This window comes from Nocardia sp. NPDC055002 (assembly GCF_053608825.1).
Window position 1 is genome coordinate 1 of record NZ_JBSGWE010000020.1, and the last position, 18802, is coordinate 18802.

Consider the following 18802-nt stretch of genomic DNA (forward strand, 5'->3'; position numbering starts at 1 on the left):
GGAGCAAGCACCGGTGCCTGACCGGCGGCCCCTCAGGGCCGCGGACACGCGCGCGCCAGCGCGCCAATAAACACAGCGTGCACCGTTCTGGGACTACCCAAACCCAGGCCATCAGTTTGCGGCCCGCAACCACCGACCACATGGCCGGCCCGAACGAAGTCTCCGTTCAGACCTTGACCAGATCGTCCGCATGAATCACCGGACGCTGCATAGTGTCCGGAAGATCAGTCGTAGACCGGCCGAGCATCGAGACGAGCTCACCACTGTCGTATTCGATAACCCCCCGAGCGACAACCTCGTCATCAGGACTGACCAGATCGACCACGTCCCCCCCGAAGAACCGGCCACGAATACCGGTGATCCCCGCCGCCAACAACGAGTGCCGCTGAGCCACCGCATCAACCGCCCCCGCATCGAGCAGAACCGCACCCCGCGGATCAGCGGCATGACGAACCCAGAACTTACGACCGGAGAGCCGGATCGGCCGAGCAGCGAACGCCGTGCCCACAGTGCCACCGGTGAGGGCGACCGATGCATCAGCGGCAGAGGCCAGCAGAACGGGAATGCCCGCGTCAGCCGCGAGACGGGCAGCGGAGAGCTTGGAGGCCATGCCACCGGTCCCGAGCGCACCACCGCTACCCGCGATGACGCCGTCGAGGTCGGCGCTGCTGCGCACCTCGGGAATGAAATTGGCGGCGCCCTTGCGCGGATCACCATCGTAGAGACCGGCCACGTCCGACAGCAGGATCAGAGCGTCAGCACCCACCAGATGCGCCACCAGGGCGGCGAGCCGGTCGTTGTCGCCGAAGCGGATCTCCTCGGTGGCGACCGTGTCGTTCTCGTTCACCACCGCGATCGCGCCGAGCGAACGCAACCGGTCCAGCGTGCGCTGGGCGTTGCGGTGATGCTCACGGCGGGCGAAATCGTCGGCGGAGAGCAGGATCTGGCCGACGGTGCGGTCATAGCGGGCAAACGACGTGCCCCATGCGTGGGCGAGAGCCAGCTGTCCGACGCTGGCCGCGGCCTGCTTGGTCGCGAGGTCCTTGGGCCGTTTCGACAGACCGAGCGGAGCGAGTCCCGCGCCGATCGCGCCCGAGGACACGACCACCACGTCCGAACCGGCCCGCATCCGCGCCTCGACCGCGTCGGCCAGCAGATCGAGGCGGGCGGTGTCGAGGCCACCTTCGAGGCTGGTCAACGCCGACGAGCCGATCTTCACCACCACGGTGCGCGCCGACACGATCGCCGCGCGTCCCTGACTCAGCTCCGAACCCACCTGCATCGTTCAACTCCCTGCACCACGATCACCGAGCTACCTCGTCAACCATCGCAGTATGCCGATCCAATGGCCGCGCCCGACAGCGATTTTCGCCGGGCGCGACCCACCTCACTCTTTGCGTTCGCCGTTTTCGTCGAGCAGACCACGCCGCGCCTGTGAGGCGAGCTTGCGCTCGGCCGCACCGATACGATCGTTGGTCTCGAGCCGGAGGTCGGTTCCGCGGCCGGTCGGCTGCATGTCGACACCCGCCGAGATCATCGGCTCCCATTCGAAGGTCACACCGGCGATGGTGACCGGGCAGCCCGGCTGCGCACCCTGTTTGACCAGCTCGGCTTCGACGCCGAGGCGGGCCAACCGGTCGGCCAGGTAGCCGACGGCCTCGTCGTTGTTGAAGTCGGTCTGGCGAATCCAGCGCTCGGGGCGCGTGCCGCGCACGATGAAACCACCCGCCTCCTCCGGGTCGGCGATGACGCTGAAACCGGTCTCGTCGGTCGCGATCGGGCGGATGATGGTGCGCTTGGGCGCGGCCTTGGGGTGATCCTCGCGATACTGACGAACCATGTCAGCCAGCGCGAACGTCAACGGGCGCAGGCCCGCGCGGCTCACAGCGGAGATCTCGAACACCGGCCAGCCACGCTCGGCGAACTCAGCGGACACCATTTCGGCCAGCTCGGCCGCATCGGGCACGTCGGTCTTGTTGAGGATGACCACGCGCGGGCGGTCGGCCAGATCACCGAGGCTGGCGTCACCTGACAAGGCGGGCTTGTAGGCAGCGAGCTCGGCCTCGAGTGCATCGACGTCGGAGACCGGGTCGCGGCCGGGTTCCAGGGTCGCGCAGTCGACGACGTGGGCGAGTACCGCGCAGCGTTCGATGTGGCGCAGAAAGTCCAGGCCGAGGCCGCGGCCTTCGCTGGCACCGGGGATCAGTCCGGGCACGTCGGCGATGGTGAAGGTCGTGTCACCGGACAGCACGACGCCCAAGTTGGGGACCAGCGTGGTGAACGGGTAATCGGCGATCTTCGGCTTGGCCGCGGACAGCACCGAGACCAGCGACGACTTGCCCGCGGACGGGAAGCCGACGAGTCCGACGTCGGCGACCGACTTCAGCTCGAGTACGACGTCGACCTCGTCGCCCTCTTCACCGAGCAGCGCGAAACCGGGCGCCTTGCGTGCCTTGGACGCCAGCGAGGCGTTGCCGAGGCCACCGCGGCCGCCGCGGGCGATGATGAACCGGTTGCCCGCGCCGACGAGGTCGCAGACCACCTTGCCGTCGTCATCGACGACGACCGTTCCGTCGGGGACCTGCAGCACCAGATCGGCGCCGTTCTTGCCCTCTCGGTTGCTGCCCTCGCCCGGCTTGCCGTTGCCGGCCTTGGCGTTGGGGTGGAAATGGAAATCGAGCAGGGTGTGGACGTTGGCGTCGACCTCGAGGATCACGTCGCCACCACTGCCGCCGTTGCCGCCGTCCGGCCCACCGAGCGGCTTGAACTTCTCACGATGCACCGAGGCGCAACCGTGTCCACCTCTACCGGCACGAACATGCAGCACGACGCGGTCGATGAATTTGGACATGGGTTGATCCTCCTCCTTCTGACTAGTCGTTTGCGGTAAGGGGTAGGGAGAACACGACAGAGCGGGTCAGGGAATCAACCCTGACCCGCTCTGGTGTCTGTGGGGAGCGAAGCTCCAGGCGGTCAGGCCTGGACCGGCTCCGGAACGACGATGTTGACGGTCTTGCGGCCACGCTTGGTGCCGAACTCGACCGCGCCCGCCTCGAGGGCGAACAGCGTGTCGTCGCCACCACGGCCGACGTTCACGCCCGGGTGGAAGTGAGTTCCACGCTGACGGACCAGGATCTCGCCCGCGCTGACCTTCTGGCCGCCGAAACGCTTCACGCCGAGGCGCTGGGCGTTCGAATCGCGGCCGTTCCGGGAGCTGGATGCGCCCTTCTTATGTGCCATTGCTTCGTCTCCTCGGGAAAATTCTTACTTGATGCCGGTGACCTTGATGACCGTCAGCGGCTGACGGTGACCCTGGCGCTTGTGGTAGCCGGTCTTGTTCTTGAACTTGTGGATCCGGATCTTCGGGCCCTTGGTCTGGTCGATGACCTCAGCGGCCACGGAGATCTTGGCCAGCTTGTCGGCGTCGGTGGTCAGATCGGTACCGTCGACGACGAGAACCGGGGTCAGCGCCACGGCGGTGCCGACCGCGCCCTCGATCTTCTCGACCTTCACCAGGTCACCGACCGCGACCTTGTACTGCTTTCCGCCGGTCTTGACGATTGCGTACGCTGCCATCGGTCGGCTTCCTCCACTCACATTGGTCCTGCACATGTCCACGGCGCAGCTGCGACGCGTATTCCTGGGCTCATCCCCGCACGAGCGGGGGAAGAACGTTTGCTGCCTGCGGTATCACCCGGCCTGCTCGGCTGGATGCTCAATCACTGGGCAGCGACCGACCTAGGTTACCAGAATGGTATCCACTCCCCCAATTCGGCCGGTCAGGGGCCGAATCGAGGGCTTGCGTGCGCGGAGCGATCCGCGCACGCAAGCATCGGGTTACTTCGATTCGGCGGCCGGCGCGCCCGCGGGACGACCCACGGCGCGACGACGCGGCTTGCGCTCCGGGACGACCACGGGCTCCGCCGCGAAGTCCACGACGGCCGCCGCGGGCGGCTGCTCGTTCGCCGACAGGACGAACACGGCTCCCGCGCTGTCCGGTGCGGGCGCTGCCGTCGACCGGGCTACGCGACGCCTACGAGGCGCCCGCGGTGCGGGTTCCTCGGCGGCGGCGGCCGGTTCGGGCTCGGCGACCGGAGCCGGTTGCGGGGCCTCGACGACCGGCGGCTCGACCACAGCGGCGGTCTCGGCCGGGGCGGAGATCACCGCCTCTTCCTCGACCTCGGGCTCGACAGCCTCGGGCTCGGCCTCACCGGAGATGACCCCGGTGAGCGGACCCTCGGTGCTCTGCTCGGTATTCGCCGCGGCGGCACCACGACCCGACCGGCGCGACCGCGAACGCGACCGCGACCTGGTGGGCTCGGCGGGCGCCTCCTCGACGACCTCGGTGTGCTCGTCGCTGTGCTCGTCGTCGTGATGACCTGCCATCGCGAGTACCACCGGGTGGGCCCGCTTGACCGCGATGTCCTCTTCGGCGTGCTCGGCGGCCGGTGCGGTGCCGTTGGTCGCGGGCGCCGCGGTGGCCGCCGGCTTGTCGCGATCCTTACCGCGACGACGACGCGAACCGCCCTCCTTCGACCGCGGTTCCTCGACCCCGGACCCGGAATCCACCGGGTAGGAGTGCACGAGAATGCCGCGACCGTGGCAGTGCTCACAGGTGGTGGAGAACGCCTCGACCAGTCCGGTACCCAGCTTCTTGCGGGTCATCTGGACCAGGCCCAGCGAGGTGACCTCCGACACCTGGTGGCGGGTGCGGTCGCGCCCGAGCGCCTCGGTGAGACGACGGAGCACCAGGTCACGGTTGGATTCGAGGACCATGTCGATGAAGTCGACGACGATCATGCCGCCGATATCGCGCAGCCGCATCTGGCGCACGATCTCCTCGGCCGCTTCCAGGTTGTTCTTGGTGACGGTCTCTTCGAGGTTCGACGAGCCCGAGCCGGTGAACTTGCCGGTGTTGACGTCGACGACGGTCATCGCCTCGGTGCGGTCGATCACCAGGGTGCCGCCCGAGGGCAGCCACACCTTGCGATCGAGCGCCTTGGCCAGCTGCTCGTCGATCCGGAAGGCGTCGAACACGTCGACACCGTTGTTCTCGTGCCGGTTGACCCGCGGCAGCAGGTCGGGCGCCACCGTGCGGACATAGGTTTCGACGGTGCTCCACGCGCGGTCACCTTCGATGACCAGCTTGGCGAAGTCCTCGTTGAACAGGTCGCGGATGACCTTGACCAGCATGTCGGGCTCTTCGTAGAGGGCCTTCGGTGCGTTGGTCTCCTTGGCGGCGGCCTCTTCGATGGTGCGCCAGGCAGCCTGCAGCCGCTCGACGTCGCGAGCCAGTTCGGGCTCGCTGACACCCTCGGACGCGGTCCGGATGATCACCCCGGCGTCGGACGGGACGATCTCGCGCAGGATCTCCTTGAGCCGCTTGCGCTCGGTATCGGGCAGCTTCCGGCTGATCCCGGTGGAAGTGCCACCGGGCACGTACACCAGGAAGCGACCCGCGAGCGAGATCTGGGTGGTGAGACGGGCGCCCTTGTGACCCACCGGGTCCTTGGACACCTGCACCAGCACCTGATCGCCGGGCTTGAGCGCCTGCTCGATCTTGCGCTCGCGACCGCCGAGACCGGCGGCTTCCCAGTTCACCTCACCGGCGTAGAGCACACCGTTGCGGCCGCGGCCGATGTCGATGAACGCCGCTTCCATGCTGGGCAGCACGTTCTGGACCTTGCCGAGGTAGACGTTGCCCACCATCGACGCCTGACCGGAACTGGTGACGAAGTGCTCGACGAGGATGTTGTCCTCGAGGACCGCCACCTGGGTGGTGGTCTGGTGACCGGGCGCGTGCTCGGCGGGGTCGAACGCCTTCTCGCGCACGACCATCACCCGGTCGACCGCTTCGCGGCGGGCCAGGAACTCCGACTCGGTCAGGATCGGCGGACGACGACGCCCGGCTTCCCGGCCGTCACGGCGACGCTGACGCTTCGCTTCCAGCCGGGTGGAGCCGGAGATGCCCTGCACTTCGTCGGGGTTGCTCGCACTGGAACGTTCGCGACGCTTGTTGCGGGGCTCACGCTCGTGCACGACGGTGTTCGGCGGATCGTCTTCGGTGGCCGCCTCGGCGTCGCTGGACTCACCACCGACCTTGCGACGGCGACGACGACGGCGACGACGGCTCGCGCCATCGGAGGATCCGTCTTCGTCATCGGTCTCGGATTCGGTGTCCTCGGCCTGTTCGGCCTCGGCGCCGACCTGCTCGGCCGGCTGCTCGGCCTCGTCGGTGTCGTCGTCATCGGTGTCGGACTCGTTGTCCTCACCGTCGGCGGACTGCTCGCCACGACCGCGACCACGGCCACGGCGGCCACGGCGACGGCGCCGCGGCTGGCCGTCGGCGTCGTTGTCACCGGACTGATCGGCGGACTCGTCGTCGACCTCGGCTTCGGGCTCCTCGGCCTTCGGCGCGGCGGGCTGCTCGTCGACCGGCGGTGCGGCGGGCTCTTCGGTCTTCTTGGGGGTCCGCTCGGCGCGACGGCGCTTGCGGGCCTCCTCGGCGGCGGTGGCATCCGGCGGGAGGAACAGCGGCATGCCCACCGAGGCGGGCGCCTCGAAGGTGACCGGCTCGGCCTGCGCGGGGTTCTCGGACACCCGGTGGGTGAACAGATCGGTGTGCGCGTCGTCGCGCATCGCGGCGAACACCTCGTCGGTGCGCGCGACGTGCGGCGCGGAGAACAGCGACGCGGGCGCCGCTGAGGTGTCGGCCGGCTGCTCGGCGACGGGTGTGGACGCGGCGCGCTTCTTCGCGCGCGTAGTCGGTGCTGGTGCTTCGTCGGGGGCGCCGGGTTCGGCGTCAGCGGCGGCGATCGCGTCGCGCACCGTTTCGGCGACCGAACGGTCGACATTGGATTGAACGCTGCGCGCCTCGGCGCCCAGCTCGGCCAGTTTGGCCAGGATGCGTTTGCTGGTCACTCCCAACCGTTTGGCCAGTGCATGAACTCGAATTCGCTCCGGCAATTGATCGGCATCCTGTTGTGTTGTGTCCAGCGGCTCTTTTTCGGCCACGAAGTCTCCTCGGGCCCCCGGGCGCGTCCTTCCCCGGTACGGGAGTGACGCGGCCGACGCGGGGGCATCGTCCGTGCACCTCGTACCCGATGGTACGAGGGTCATCTGGTCTCGCCCCGCGTGTCCGGTCGCACCTTGATCGATCGTCTGGCGCGCCAACCGGTCACACGGCGCCTGGCTGTACGGCGTGGCACCGCGCTTTCGAGCGCTCATCCAGCGTGCCTGCGCGGGCAACCCCAGCAACAGGGCCGTCCGTGGCAGCGATGATCGGCATCAACCGCGGTGTCATCCGGTCATGTCCGACACCGCGTCACGTACCTGCGCGACAGGTCGGCGTCGAACACATCCGTAATCAGTATCCCATACGGTTCGCGCGGGGATCGCCATCGGCGCAACTCACGCGAACTCCGCCCGCTCACGGCCGTGGTATCACCCGGTGGATCCGGCAAGCGAGGGCGCCCCGGCCAAGCGGAGTTCGATACCGCCTGACCGGGTGTCCTTCTACCTTTGCTGCACTACCGACCGCTGCGGGTCAGGCGGGAAATTCGGGGAACCAGAGGGCGATCTCGCGCTTGGCGGACTCGGGCGAGTCGGATCCGTGGACCAGGTTGAACTGGGTCTCCAGGCCGAAGTCGCCGCGGATGGTGCCGGGCACGGCCTTCTCTACCGGGTCGGTGCCACCGGCGAGCTGACGGAACGCCGCGATCGCGCGCGGGCCTTCGAGCACGGCCGCGACGACCGGGCCGGAGGTGATGAATTCGATGAGCGAGCCGAAGAAGGGCCGCTCGGCATGTTCGGCGTAGTGCTCAGCCGCGAGTTCCGCGGACACGTTCTTCAGCTCCAGCGCCTGGAAAGTGAGGCCCTTGCGCTCGATGCGCGCGAGGATCTCGCCGGTGAGGCCTCGGGAGACACCGTCCGGCTTGATGAGTACCAACGTCTGCTCAGTCACGAGATAACCCTAGCGTCGGCTGTGTCAGCACGCCGATCGGGCCCTCGAGCGGTCAGGACTTGGTGCCCATTCGCTGGCTGGGGAGCAGTCCCGCGTCCATTCGGCGCTGGACATCCGAGCGCAGGACGAGGATGAACGCCCAGACCGCGATGAACACCACCGCGATCACGCCGATCGAGAGGTGGATGAAGGCGCCCGCGAGCAGCAACACCTGCAGGCTCAGGTTGAACGGGATCGCCCACGGCTTCCGCTGTACACCCGCGCCCAGGATCATCAGCAGCGAGAGCACCACGAGATAGGTTCCGGAGAACAACGTGACACCGCCGCCCACGTCGGCGACCACCGGCAAAGCCAGCAACACCACGATCGCCTCGAGGATCAACGTCCCCGCCATGACGCCGCGCAGACCCTTCCACGGATCGTTGGCGGGAGGAGGCACTTCTTCTTTACTCACGCCGGAGCCTTTCCGAACAGGGCGCGTGCCGCGCCCGCGGTGACGACCGATCCGGTGACCACCACGCCTGCACCGGAGATCACGTCGCCCTCGTCGCCCGCCTGCTCGGCCAGCGCGATCGCCGACTCCAGCGCGTCGGGCAGGGTCTCGGCGGTGATCACGCGTTCATCGCCGAACCGCTGCACGGCCAGGTCGGCCAGCGAGTCCACGTCCATGGCCCGCGGGGAGCCGTTGCTGGTGACGACGATTTCGTCGAAGACCGGTTCGAGCGCGTCGAGGATCCCGGCCACGTCCTTGTCGGCGAGCACCGCGACCACCCCGACCAGCTTGCGGAAGTCGAACTCGCCGGTGAGCGTCGCGGCCAGCGCCTGCGCACCCGCCGGGTTGTGGGCGGCGTCGACGAAGATGGTCGGCGCGTTGCGCATCCGTTCCATCCGCCCCGGGCTGGCCACCGTCGCGAAACCGGCGCGCACGGCCTCGATATCGAGCTGACGATCCGCGCCCGCCCCGAAGAACGCCTCCACCGCGGCCAGCGCCAGCGCCGCGTTGCGGGCCTGGTGCTCGCCGTGCAGCGGCAGGAAGATCTCGTCGTAGACACCGCCGAGCCCCTGGAGGGTCAGCAGCTGTCCACCGACGGCGACGCCCCGTTCCAGCACCCGGAACTCCGCACCCTCGCGGGCCACCGCGGCGTCTTCGGCGACGGCCCGGCGCAGCAGCACGTCCATCACCTCGGGCTCCTGCTCGGCGATCACCGCGACGGTGTCGGTCGGGATCAGCGCCTCAGGTGCGCGCTTGATGATCCCGGCCTTCTCCTTGGCGATCGACTCGAGATCCGGACCGAGGTACTCGGTGTGGTCGAGGCCGATCGGGGTGATCACCGCGACCTGCGCGTGGATCACATTGGTGGCGTCCCAGGTGCCACCCATCCCGGTTTCCACGACGGCCACGTCGACCGGCGCCTCGGCGAACGCGGCGTAGGCCATGCCGGTGAGCACCTCGAACTTGCTCATCGCCGGGCCGTCGGATTCGGCGGAACGCTGGTCGATCATGCCGATATAGGGCGCGAGCTCGTGGTAGGTCGCCACATAGCCGGCCGGGGAGATCGGGGCGTTGTCGATGCTGATCCGCTCGGTCGCCAGCTGCAGGTGCGGGCTGGTGATCCGGCCGGTGCGCCGATGCAGGGCGGTGAGCAGGGCGTCGATCATCCGGGTCACCGAGGTCTTGCCATTGGTGCCCGCGACATGAATCGCCGGATAGTTGTTCTGCGGGTTGCCCAGCAGATCCATCAGGGTGGCGATCCTGGTGAGCGAGGGCTCGATCTTGGTTTCGGGCCAGCGCTTGTCGAGCTCGGCCTCGACCAGCGCCATCTCGGCGAGGTCGACCGGCGACGGCCCGGTGCTGAGCTGGGCCGCGCTGTAGTCGCTGCCACCGAAGTCGGCGTCTTCGGGGTCGAGGTCACCGGGGCCCATGTCGCTCACTTGGCGCTCAGCTCCGCCAGACGGGCGCCGATGCGCGTGACTTCGGCCGCGGCCACATCACGTCGACCGGTGATCTTGTCGACGACCGGCTGCGGCGCCTTGGCCAGGAAGGCCTCGTTGCCGAGCTTGGCCGTGGTGGTGTCGAGGTCCTTCTGCGCGGCCGCGAGATCCTTCTCCAGCCGGCGACGCTCGGCGTCGAGGTCGATCGCGCCGGAGGTGTCGAGCTGCACGGTGACGGTGCCGCCGGACAGCCGCACCTCCACCTCGGCGGTGGTGGCGAAGTCCTCGCCCGGTTCGGTGAGCCGGGCCAGGTTGGCCACCGAGTCGGCGAACCCGCCGAGCCCGACCTCTTCGATCCCGACGAGAGTGGCCTTCACCTTCTGCTTGTCGGCCAGGCCCTGATCGCCGCGGAACCGGCGGATCTCGGTGATCAACCGCTGCGTATCGGCCACTCGCTGCGCGGCGAGTTCGTCGGTCGCGACGCCACTGGCCTGGGGCCACGCGGCGATCACCACCGATTCGCCACCGGTGAGCGCCTTCCACAGGGTCTCGGTGACGAACGGGATCACCGGGTGCAGCAGGCGCAGCACCGCGTCGAGCACACTGCCGAGCACCACCGCGGTGCTCTCGGCGCGCGCGTCGGATTCGGCGAACTGCACCTTGGACAGCTCCAGGTACCAGTCGCACAGCTCGTCCCACGCGAAGTGATAGAGCGCCTCGCAGGCCTTGCCGAATTCGTAGGCGTCGAAGGCGGTGTCGACCTCGGCGCGGACCGCGTCGAGCCGGTCGACGATCCAGCGGTCGGCGTCGGTGAGGGTCTCGCGCGGGGGCAGCTCACCGGTGCGCGCACCGTTCATCAGGGCGAACTTGGTGGCGTTGAACAGCTTGGTGACGAAGCTGCGCGAGGCCAGCGCGTGCGCGTCGCCGACGGACAGATCGCCGCCGGGCTGGGCGCCGCGGGCCAGGGTGAAGCGCAGCGCGTCGGCGCCGTAGGAGTTGATCCAGTCGAGCGGGTCGATGCCGTTGCCGCGCGACTTCGACATCTTCTTGCCGTGCTGATCGCGGATCAGGCCGTGCAGGAACACGTCTTCGAACGGGACCTGCTTCTGGCCGCCCTTACCCGCGGCGAGCACCGGATCGTCGCTCACGTACATGCCGAACATCATCATCCGGGCCACCCAGAAGAACAGGATGTCGTACCCGGTGACGAGGACGCTGGTCGGATAGAACTTCGACAGCTCCGGAGTCGAGTCGGGCCAGCCCATCGTGGAGAACGGCCACAGACCCGAGGAGAACCAGGTGTCGAGCACGTCGGGGTCCTGCACCCAGCCCTCGGGCGCTTCCTCGCCGGGGCCCAGGCACACGACCTCACCTTCGGGGCCGTACCAGATCGGGATGCGGTGGCCCCACCACAGCTGCCGCGAGATGCACCAGTCGTGCATGTTGTCGACCCAGTCGAACCATCGCGGTTCCTGGCTGGCCGGGTGGATCTTCACGTCGCCTTCGCGCACGGCGTCGCCCGCGGCCTTGGCCAGTGTGTCGACCTTGACCCACCACTGCATCGACAGGCGCGGCTCGATGGGCTCGCCGGAGCGCTCCGAGTGACCGACCTGATGCTTGTAGGGGAACTTGCGACCGACGATGCGACCTTCGGCCTCGAGACGCTCGCGGATCTTCACGCGGGCCTCGAAGCGGTCCATGCCGTCGAATTCGGTTCCGCTGTCGGCGATCCGGCCGGTCTTGTCCATGATCGTCGGCATCGGCAGGCCGTGGCGCAGGCCGAGTTCGAAGTCGTTGGGGTCGTGGGCCGGGGTGATCTTCACTGCGCCGGAACCGAATTCGGGGTCGACGTAGTCGTCGGCGACGATCGGGATCTGACGGCCGGTGATCGGGTGATACAGCGTGGTGCCGATCAGCGCCTTGTACCGCTCGTCGTCCGGGTGGACCGCGACGGCGGTGTCACCCAGCATCGTCTCGACGCGGGTGGTGGCGACGATCACGTGCGGTTCGTCGTCGTTCAGTGAGCCGAACCGCATGCTCACGAGCTCGCCGTCGACCTCCTTGTGGTCGACCTCGAGGTCGGAGATGCCGGTCTGCAGCACCGGCGACCAGTTCACCAGGCGCTCGGCGCGGTAGATCAGACCCGAGTCGTAGAGCCGCTTGAAGATCGTCTGCACGGCGCGCGAGAGACCGTCGTCCATGGTGAAGCGGTCGCGGCTCCAGTCGACGCCGTCGCCGAGGCGACGCATCTGCCCCTGGATCTGCCCGCCGGACTCGCGCTTCCAGTCCCACACCTTGTCGATGAACAGCTCACGTCCGAAGTCTTCTTTGGACTTCCCGTCCACGGCGAGCTGCTTCTCCACCACCGTCTGCGTGGCGATACCGGCGTGGTCCATGCCCGGCAGCCACAGCACCTCGTAGCCCTGCATCCGCTTGCGGCGGGTGAGCAGGTCCATGATCGTGTGGTCGAGCGCGTGGCCCATGTGCAGAGTGCCGGTGACGTTGGGCGGCGGCAGCACGATCGAGTACGGCGGCTTGTCCGAGGCGGCGTCGGCGGCGAAGTACCCGGCGTTGACCCAGCCCTCGTACAGGTCGGCCTCTACCTCGCCGGGGTTCCAGCTCTTGGGCAGGGCATCGGCACGATTACGCGAGTTGTCAGGGGCTGCGCTGGTCACGTCCCAATCCTAAGGGGAGCGGCAACGAGCTTTTTCCCCGCCTACCCGAGCACAAAAAAAGACGGAATCTTCGGTGGATGAGGGACACCGAAGACTCCGTCTACAGCTCTGATACTACCGGCGATCGACCCCACTCAGCAGAATCCATATGGAATTCTCAGCTTCTACCCGGCGCTGGTCAGCAAGGCTTGTGACGCGCCACGACGACACGCGGAAACCGTTGTCTCCCAAGCCTCCAGCCGAAATATCCGGGCAACCCCCGATTGCCGTTTTGTCCGTTTTACCGGACCCTGGAGAGGGTGACGCCCCCGCTCGATTCCTCGTCTCCCGTTCCCGCGTCGGCACCGAGGATCATCACCCCGATCGCCCTGCTGGACCTGCGCGCGAGCGCGGTCGAAGAACTGCGCTACCCGAGCAGCACCGTTCTGGTCTTCGCCGGTGTCCCCGGCGCGGGAAAGTCCACCGCGCTCCACCGCTTCTTCGGCTCGGGACCCGATGCCGAGCAGCCGGTGCGGACCGCGTCCGGCGCCCTCGTCCTCGACTCGAATCACACCCGCAATCGCCTGCGTCACCGCTTGGGCTGGGCGCCGTATTCGCTGTGGCGCCCACTGGTCCACCTCGCGCACTACCGCGCGATCCGCGACGCGGTCCGCGACAGCGACGGACCGGTCGCCATCCACGACTGCGCGACCTTCCGCTGGAGCCGTCGCCTGATCGCCCGCTGGACCGCGCAGGGCCGCCGCGAACTACACATGGTGCTCATCGATGTGCCCGCGGAGCAGGCCAGATCGGGTCAGATCAGTCGAGGCAGAAGCGTCAACAGCCTGGCCTTCACGGGACACTGCCGGCGCTGGGAAACGATGCTGGACTCCCTCGGAGCCCGCGGCACCACCCTCGCGCAGGACCCGCAACCGCTGTCCTCGACCTCGGTGGTGATCATCGATCGTCCGACGCTGCACGCGGTGTCCCGGATCGCCTTCGACCCGGCTTGATCAGGGCACCAGCACGCTCAACGCGCCCGGCATCGCCTGCACCGTCACCGGCAACATCCCCGCGGGCTCACCATCGGCCGTGGCGTATCCGCCCTCGGCACCGACGGTGATCCGGCGGGCCCGGTAACGCTTGGTCGCCGGGTGGTCGATCCGTTTGCCCGCCGACAGCGCGGGCAGCAGCCGCGCCATCTCCAGCCGCGACACCGCGCCGACCACCGTGATGTCGAGGTACCCGTCATCGGCGAGTGCTTCCGGACACACCAGCATGCCGCCGCCGTAGGTGCGGGTGTTGCCGATCGGCGCCATCACCGCGTCGGTCAGGATCACCACGTGGGAGTCGGCCGGATTGTCGAGCGCTCCGGGCGCGAGGCCGGACAGCTCGATCCGGAACGGCAGGGTGTAGCCACGCATCAGCTCGACGATCGCGGCAGCGGTGTAGCGCAGCGGACCACGGGGGTAGCGCATCTTGTTGGCGCGCAGGGTGACTCGCGCGTCGAAGCCGGTGCCGACCACAGTCGCGAACCAGGTGGGTGCGGCGTCCGCCGATTCGATCCGCCCCAGATCGATGGTCCGGGCTCGACCGCCCAGCACGATCTCGACGGCGGCCCGGGGGTCACCGGTCGGTATCCCGAATTCGCGCGCCAGGTCGTTGCCGGTACCCGCGGGCACCAGCCCGAGCGGCACCCCGCTGTGTGCGACAGCGGCCAGCAGCACGTTCATCAGCCCGTCACCGCCGACGCAGATCACCGCATCCGGCCGGTCCTCGCCGGCGACGAGCGTCCTGACCTGTGTCACCGACTCGTCCGCGCTCGGGGCTCGCACCTCGACCACCTCGACACCGCGCGCCCGCAGTTCGGCCAGCACCGCCTCGGCGACGTCGTCGCCCCGGCCCGACCCGGAATGCGGGTTCGTGACAACGACGACGCGCCGCATCGAATGTTCGCTCACGGCACCAGCTTCCCAGGGTTGAGCACTCCGGTGGGGTCGAGTTCGCGCTTCACCGCACGCAACACCCGAACCCCCAGGTCACCGATTTCGGCGCCCATCCACGGCCGGTGGTCGGCGCCCACGGCGTGGTGGTGGGTGATGGTGCCGCCCGCGGCGACCATCGCGTCGCTCGCGGCGGATTTGGCGATGCGCCACTGCGCGATCGGATCGTCGAGTTGCTTGGCGACGACGGTGAAGTACAGCGACGCCCCGGTCGGATAGGTGTGCGAGATGTGGCACATGACCAGCGCGGGGGTGCCCTGCGCACCGAGCGCGTCCATCAGCGCGCCGGTGACCTTCACCTTGAGGTTCGCCAGATTGGCCCAGCTGGTGGCGGTTTCGAGCGTCTCGCACAGCACGCCGACATCGAGTAGCGCGTCGCGCATGTAGGGCGCGGCGAACCGGCCGTGCTCCCACTGCTGGGCGGGCGCCTCGCCGAGTGCGGTGCCGCCCGCGGCGGCGAGCAGCTCGCTCGCCTCGGCCGATCGGGCCGCGACATGGGCCCGGCTGCCTTCGAAGGTGGTGATGGCGAGACAGCCCGATACCGGATTGCCGCCGACGTCGGCGGAGCGAGCCAGATTCAGACCCGTTTCGGCCTCGTCGGACAGCCGCATCACCGTCGGCGCGGCGCCGGCCTGCACCACACTGCGCAGCGCGGCGGCGCCGGTGGCGAAGTCGGGGAACGACCAGGCTTGGTAACCCACGGTTTCCGGCACGGGGTGCACCCGCAAGGTGACCGAGGTGATGATGCCGAGCGCGCCTTCGGATCCGACGAACAACTCGCGCAGGTCGGGTCCGGCCGCCGAGGCGGGAGCGCGACCGAGGTCGAGGGTGCCCTGCGGTGTGGCGATCACCAAGCGCTCGACCATGTCGTCGAACCGGCCGTAGCCCGCCGACGCCTGACCCGACGACCTGGTCGCGGCGAACCCGCCGATGCTGGCGAATTCGAAACTCTGCGGAAAGTGCCCGAGCGAAAGTCCGTGCGCACCGAGCAACTCCTCGGCCTGCGGGCCGGTGAGCCCGGCGCCGAGGGTGGCGGTGCCGCTGGCCGGATCCACCGCGGTGAGTGTGTCGAGCCTGCGCAGATCGAGCGCGATCACGGTGCCGAACTGCCCGCGTACGGGATCGACACCACCGACCACGCTGGTTCCGCCACCGAACGGCACGACGGCGACACCGTGTCCGGCGCAGTACTCCAGCAGCGCGAGGACCTGCGGGTGATCGGCGGGGAAGACGACGGCGTCGGGGGCGTCCTGCGGTGTGTTCGCGCGTCGGCGCAGCAGGTCGGGGGTGCTCTTGCCGCCCGCGTGCCGCAGCCGGTCGAGATCGGCGGTAGTGAGATGTTCGTCACCGACGATCGCCGCCAGGCCCGCCCGATCGGCGTCCGTGAGCGTGGTGGGGATCAGCGGCACATCGTTCTCGTCGCGGCGCACGACCGGCTCGCCCGAGATCCCGAACACCTGCGCGAGCAGGCCACGGATCTGCGCCGACAGCGGCTGATGACCGGCGGCTACGCCCCAGGCGTCCCACACCATGCTCGGTGCCACGGTGGCGGACCCGGTTTGTTCGTGTTGCGTCTCGACCATGCGTTACATAATGACATATAGTGTCAAGCAGTAACCAACGATATGTCCCAGAGTCGACATCCGTACCGCTGTCGGATGTCACTACCGACCCTTCGCGACGGCAACCCCGCTGGTCCGCTCGATACCCTTGGGCGGTTCCAGCCCGACCACGGCGCTGCTGTCCCGGCGCCACCGAACACACCGGCGGTGAAGCACGATGATCGATCTCGCGACCCACGCTGACCAGCTTTCGCCCACCGACGTGGCGATTCTCGATGCCACGCGGGCCTGCGTCGTCGACTTCGGTGTTCGCCGAACCACGCTCACCGAGGTGGCGCGGCGGGCCGGGGTGAGCAGGCCGACGGTCTACCGCCGCTGGCCCGACACCGGATCGCTGATCGCCGAGCTGCTGGTGCGTGAACTGCGCACGATCGTCGCCGAGACCATGCCCGACACCGGCCTCGGCCGGGATCGGCTGGTCCACGGCATCGTGACGGGCTCGGCGGCGATTCGGTCGAACGCGGTGTTCGCCAAGATCTTCCGCACCGACACCGACCTGATGCTCACCTATGTGTTCGGCCGGCTCGGCCGCAATCAGCGCACGCTGATCGGGCTGTTCGCGACCGTGATCGAGCTCGGGCACCGAGACGGGTCGATCCGGGCGGGTGATGCCGAGCACATGGCCACAATGCTGCTGCTCATCACCCAGTCGGCGGTGCAGTCGGCGGGCACGGTGGAGTCGTTGCTGGCCGGTGCGGAGTTCGACGCCGAATTGTCCAGGGCTATCGAGGGTTACCTGCTCCCGCTACCCGATAAGGACTCCTGATGCCTGCTGACTTCCCCGCTTCCGGCGCCACCCTGAACGCGGCGCGCCGCGCCACCGACCTCACCGCACTGGGCGAGAACCCCGAGGTCGACGTGGTGGTGATCGGCGCCGGTGTGACCGGAACCGGCGTCGCCCTCGACGCCGCCGCGCGCGGACTGCGCACAATCCTGGTGGAGCGCAACGACTTCGCCTTCGGCACCAGCCGCTGGAGTTCGAAGCTGGTGCACGGGGGGCTGCGGTATCTGGCGAGCGGACGGGTCGGGATCGCGCACGAGAGCGCGGTCGAACGCGGCATCCTGCTGCGCACCACCGCACCACATCTGGTGCGCCCACTCCCCCAGCTCGTTCCTTTGCTGCCCGGCATCAAGCTGGGCCAGAGCTCACTCATCCGCGCGGGCTTCGCCGCCGGTGACGCGCTCCGGATCGCCGCGCACACCTCGGTCGACACGTTGCCGCGCTCGCGCCGGGTGGCCGCCGCCGAGGCCCTGCGCTTGGCCCCGACCGTGCGGCGCGACGGGCTGCGCGGTGGATTGCAGGCCTGGGACGGTCAACTCGTCGACGACGCCCGCTTGGTCGTCGCGCTGGCTCGCACGGCGGCCGCGCACGGCGCGGCGGTACTCACACGCATGGAGGCCGTTGCCGCGAAGGGTGATTCGGTCCAGCTGCGTGACACTCTCACCGGCGACACCTTGGCGGTCCGAGCACGGGCGGTCGTGAACGCGACCGGCGTCTGGGCGGGCGAAGTGGACCACAGCATCGAACTGCGGCCCAGCCGCGGTACCCACCTCGTCTTCGACGCCGCGGCGTTCGGTGGCCTCAGCGCCGCGCTGACGGTGCCGGTACCGGGCAGCATCAGCCGGTTCGTCTTCGCACTGCCCGCCGCACACGGCCGCGTCTACCTCGGTCTCACCGACGAGGACGCGCCGGGCCCGATCCCCGACGAGCCACAGCCCACCGAGGCCGAGATCGACTTCCTGCTCGACACCATCAACACCGCGCTGCGCGAACCGCTGACCCGCGCCGATATCCGGGGCCGTTTCGCCGGCCTGCGCCCGCTGCTGAAGACCGCCGACGACAGCACCGCCGACATCTCCCGCGAACACGCGGTCCTCACCGCTCCCGACGGCCTGATCACGGTCGTCGGCGGCAAGCTCACCACCTACCGCCAGATGGCCCAGGACGCCGTCGACGCCGCGGTCGCCCAGTCCGCGCTCACGGCCGCCCCGTGCCGCACCACCCGGATCCCCCTGGTCGGCGCGGTCGCCGGTGCCGCCCGCGACCGGATCGACGCGCCCCCGGTCCTCATCGAGCGCTACGGCAGCGAGGCGAGCCAGATCGTGTCCGCCTGGCTGGCCGATCCCGCCCTCGCCGAACCGGTCGCCCCCGGAATCGACGTCACCGCAGCCGAATTCGACTTCGCCATCACCCACGAGGCCGCCCTCACCGTCGACGACCTGTTGGATCGCCGCACCCGCATCGGCCTGGTCCCCACCGACCGCGAAGCCGCCGTCCCCGCCGCCGAAGCCGCCTTCGCCAGACACACCGCCATCACCACCTGATCAACCGAGACGTGCCCCGACCGCACTCCCGACGACACGGTCTACCCAGCCCCATCGCCCTCTCCGACAACTCACCGCGCGCACACCGAGCCCGTCCCCCGCTTCAACAACCCCCGCGCGCACACCGAGCCCGTCCCCCGCTTCAACAACCCCCGCGCGCACACCCAGCCTGTCCCCGTCTTCAACAACCCACCCAACCCAACCACCGCACTCCCGACCCCTAGGGAGGGACGGCCACGAAGTGGCCGGTCCGCGGCCGGGCCGCCGGTCAGGCGCCGCGGAGATGCGACGAAGGAGCGATTC

At 68.9% G+C, this 18802-nt stretch carries 14 protein-coding genes; 3 read left to right on the forward strand and 11 right to left on the reverse strand.

All coding sequences use genetic code 11. The features are described 5' to 3' along the window. Nucleotides 1–166: 166 nt before the first annotated feature. From proB to ACWF99_RS33775, 9 genes are all read right to left on the reverse strand, one after another. Nucleotides 167–1282: a glutamate 5-kinase gene (gene proB, locus ACWF99_RS33735; RefSeq protein ID WP_378639404.1), complete on the reverse strand. Its 1116-nt coding sequence runs from the start codon at nt 1280–1282 to the stop codon at nt 167–169. A 105-nt stretch (nt 1283–1387) separates the two neighbouring features. After that, nucleotides 1388–2851: a GTPase ObgE gene (obgE, locus tag ACWF99_RS33740; protein WP_062985264.1), complete on the reverse strand. Its 1464-nt coding sequence runs from the start codon at nt 2849–2851 to the stop codon at nt 1388–1390. A gap of 122 nt (nt 2852–2973) precedes the next feature. Then, nucleotides 2974–3240 (reverse strand): 50S ribosomal protein L27, encoded by a 267-nt coding sequence (rpmA, locus tag ACWF99_RS33745; RefSeq protein ID WP_056821498.1) that lies wholly within the window; start codon nt 3238–3240, stop codon nt 2974–2976. Between the two features lie 24 nt (nt 3241–3264). Further along, complete coding sequence (gene rplU / locus ACWF99_RS33750) at nt 3265–3576, reverse strand: 50S ribosomal protein L21 (RefSeq protein WP_067456085.1); 312 nt, start codon at nt 3574–3576, stop codon at nt 3265–3267. Between the two features lie 261 nt (nt 3577–3837). Beyond that, nucleotides 3838–7014 (reverse strand): translation initiation factor IF-2 N-terminal domain-containing protein, encoded by a 3177-nt coding sequence (locus ACWF99_RS33755; RefSeq protein ID WP_452538379.1) that lies wholly within the window; start codon nt 7012–7014, stop codon nt 3838–3840. Between the two features lie 532 nt (nt 7015–7546). After that, the gene (ndk, locus tag ACWF99_RS33760) at nt 7547–7963 is read right to left on the reverse strand and encodes a nucleoside-diphosphate kinase (protein WP_266298471.1); all 417 of its coding nucleotides are present in this window, start codon (nt 7961–7963) and stop codon (nt 7547–7549) included. Between the two features lie 52 nt (nt 7964–8015). Further along, nucleotides 8016–8357: a DUF4233 domain-containing protein gene (locus ACWF99_RS33765; RefSeq protein WP_378639429.1), complete on the reverse strand. Its 342-nt coding sequence runs from the start codon at nt 8355–8357 to the stop codon at nt 8016–8018. Nucleotides 8358–8413: 56 nt separating this feature from the next. Then, nucleotides 8414–9784: a bifunctional tetrahydrofolate synthase/dihydrofolate synthase gene (gene folC / locus ACWF99_RS33770; protein ID WP_452538384.1), complete on the reverse strand. Its 1371-nt coding sequence runs from the start codon at nt 9782–9784 to the stop codon at nt 8414–8416. Nucleotides 9785–9891: 107 nt separating this feature from the next. Continuing rightward, nucleotides 9892–12570: a valine--tRNA ligase gene (locus tag ACWF99_RS33775; protein ID WP_452538380.1), complete on the reverse strand. Its 2679-nt coding sequence runs from the start codon at nt 12568–12570 to the stop codon at nt 9892–9894. Between the two features lie 299 nt (nt 12571–12869). Between ACWF99_RS33775 and ACWF99_RS33780 the strand changes: the two genes are divergently transcribed. Further along, on the forward strand, nt 12870–13562 hold the full coding sequence (locus tag ACWF99_RS33780; protein WP_452538381.1) for an AAA family ATPase: 693 nt from the start codon (nt 12870–12872) through the stop codon (nt 13560–13562). On the opposite strand, the gene ACWF99_RS33785 is transcribed toward ACWF99_RS33780, so the two are convergent. Both ACWF99_RS33785 and ACWF99_RS33790 read right to left on the reverse strand, forming a co-directional pair. Further along, nucleotides 13563–14510, reverse strand: a complete 948-nt coding sequence (locus ACWF99_RS33785) for a YegS/Rv2252/BmrU family lipid kinase (protein WP_452538382.1) — start codon at nt 14508–14510, stop codon at nt 13563–13565. Then, nucleotides 14507–16135, reverse strand: a complete 1629-nt coding sequence (locus ACWF99_RS33790; protein WP_378639419.1) for an FAD-binding oxidoreductase — start codon at nt 16133–16135, stop codon at nt 14507–14509. Before ACWF99_RS33790 ends, ACWF99_RS33785 begins: the two co-directional genes overlap by 4 nt. Before the next feature lie 196 nt (nt 16136–16331). On the opposite strand from ACWF99_RS33790, the gene ACWF99_RS33795 reads away from it, so the two are divergent. Together ACWF99_RS33795 and ACWF99_RS33800 are read left to right on the forward strand one after the other, a co-directional pair. Continuing rightward, nucleotides 16332–16940, forward strand: coding sequence for a TetR/AcrR family transcriptional regulator (locus ACWF99_RS33795; RefSeq protein ID WP_378639422.1), 609 nt, complete (start codon nt 16332–16334; stop codon nt 16938–16940). Continuing rightward, nucleotides 16940–18499, forward strand: coding sequence for an FAD-dependent oxidoreductase (locus ACWF99_RS33800; RefSeq protein WP_452538383.1), 1560 nt, complete (start codon nt 16940–16942; stop codon nt 18497–18499). Before ACWF99_RS33795 ends, ACWF99_RS33800 begins: the two co-directional genes overlap by 1 nt. Nucleotides 18500–18802: the final 303 nt, after the last annotated feature.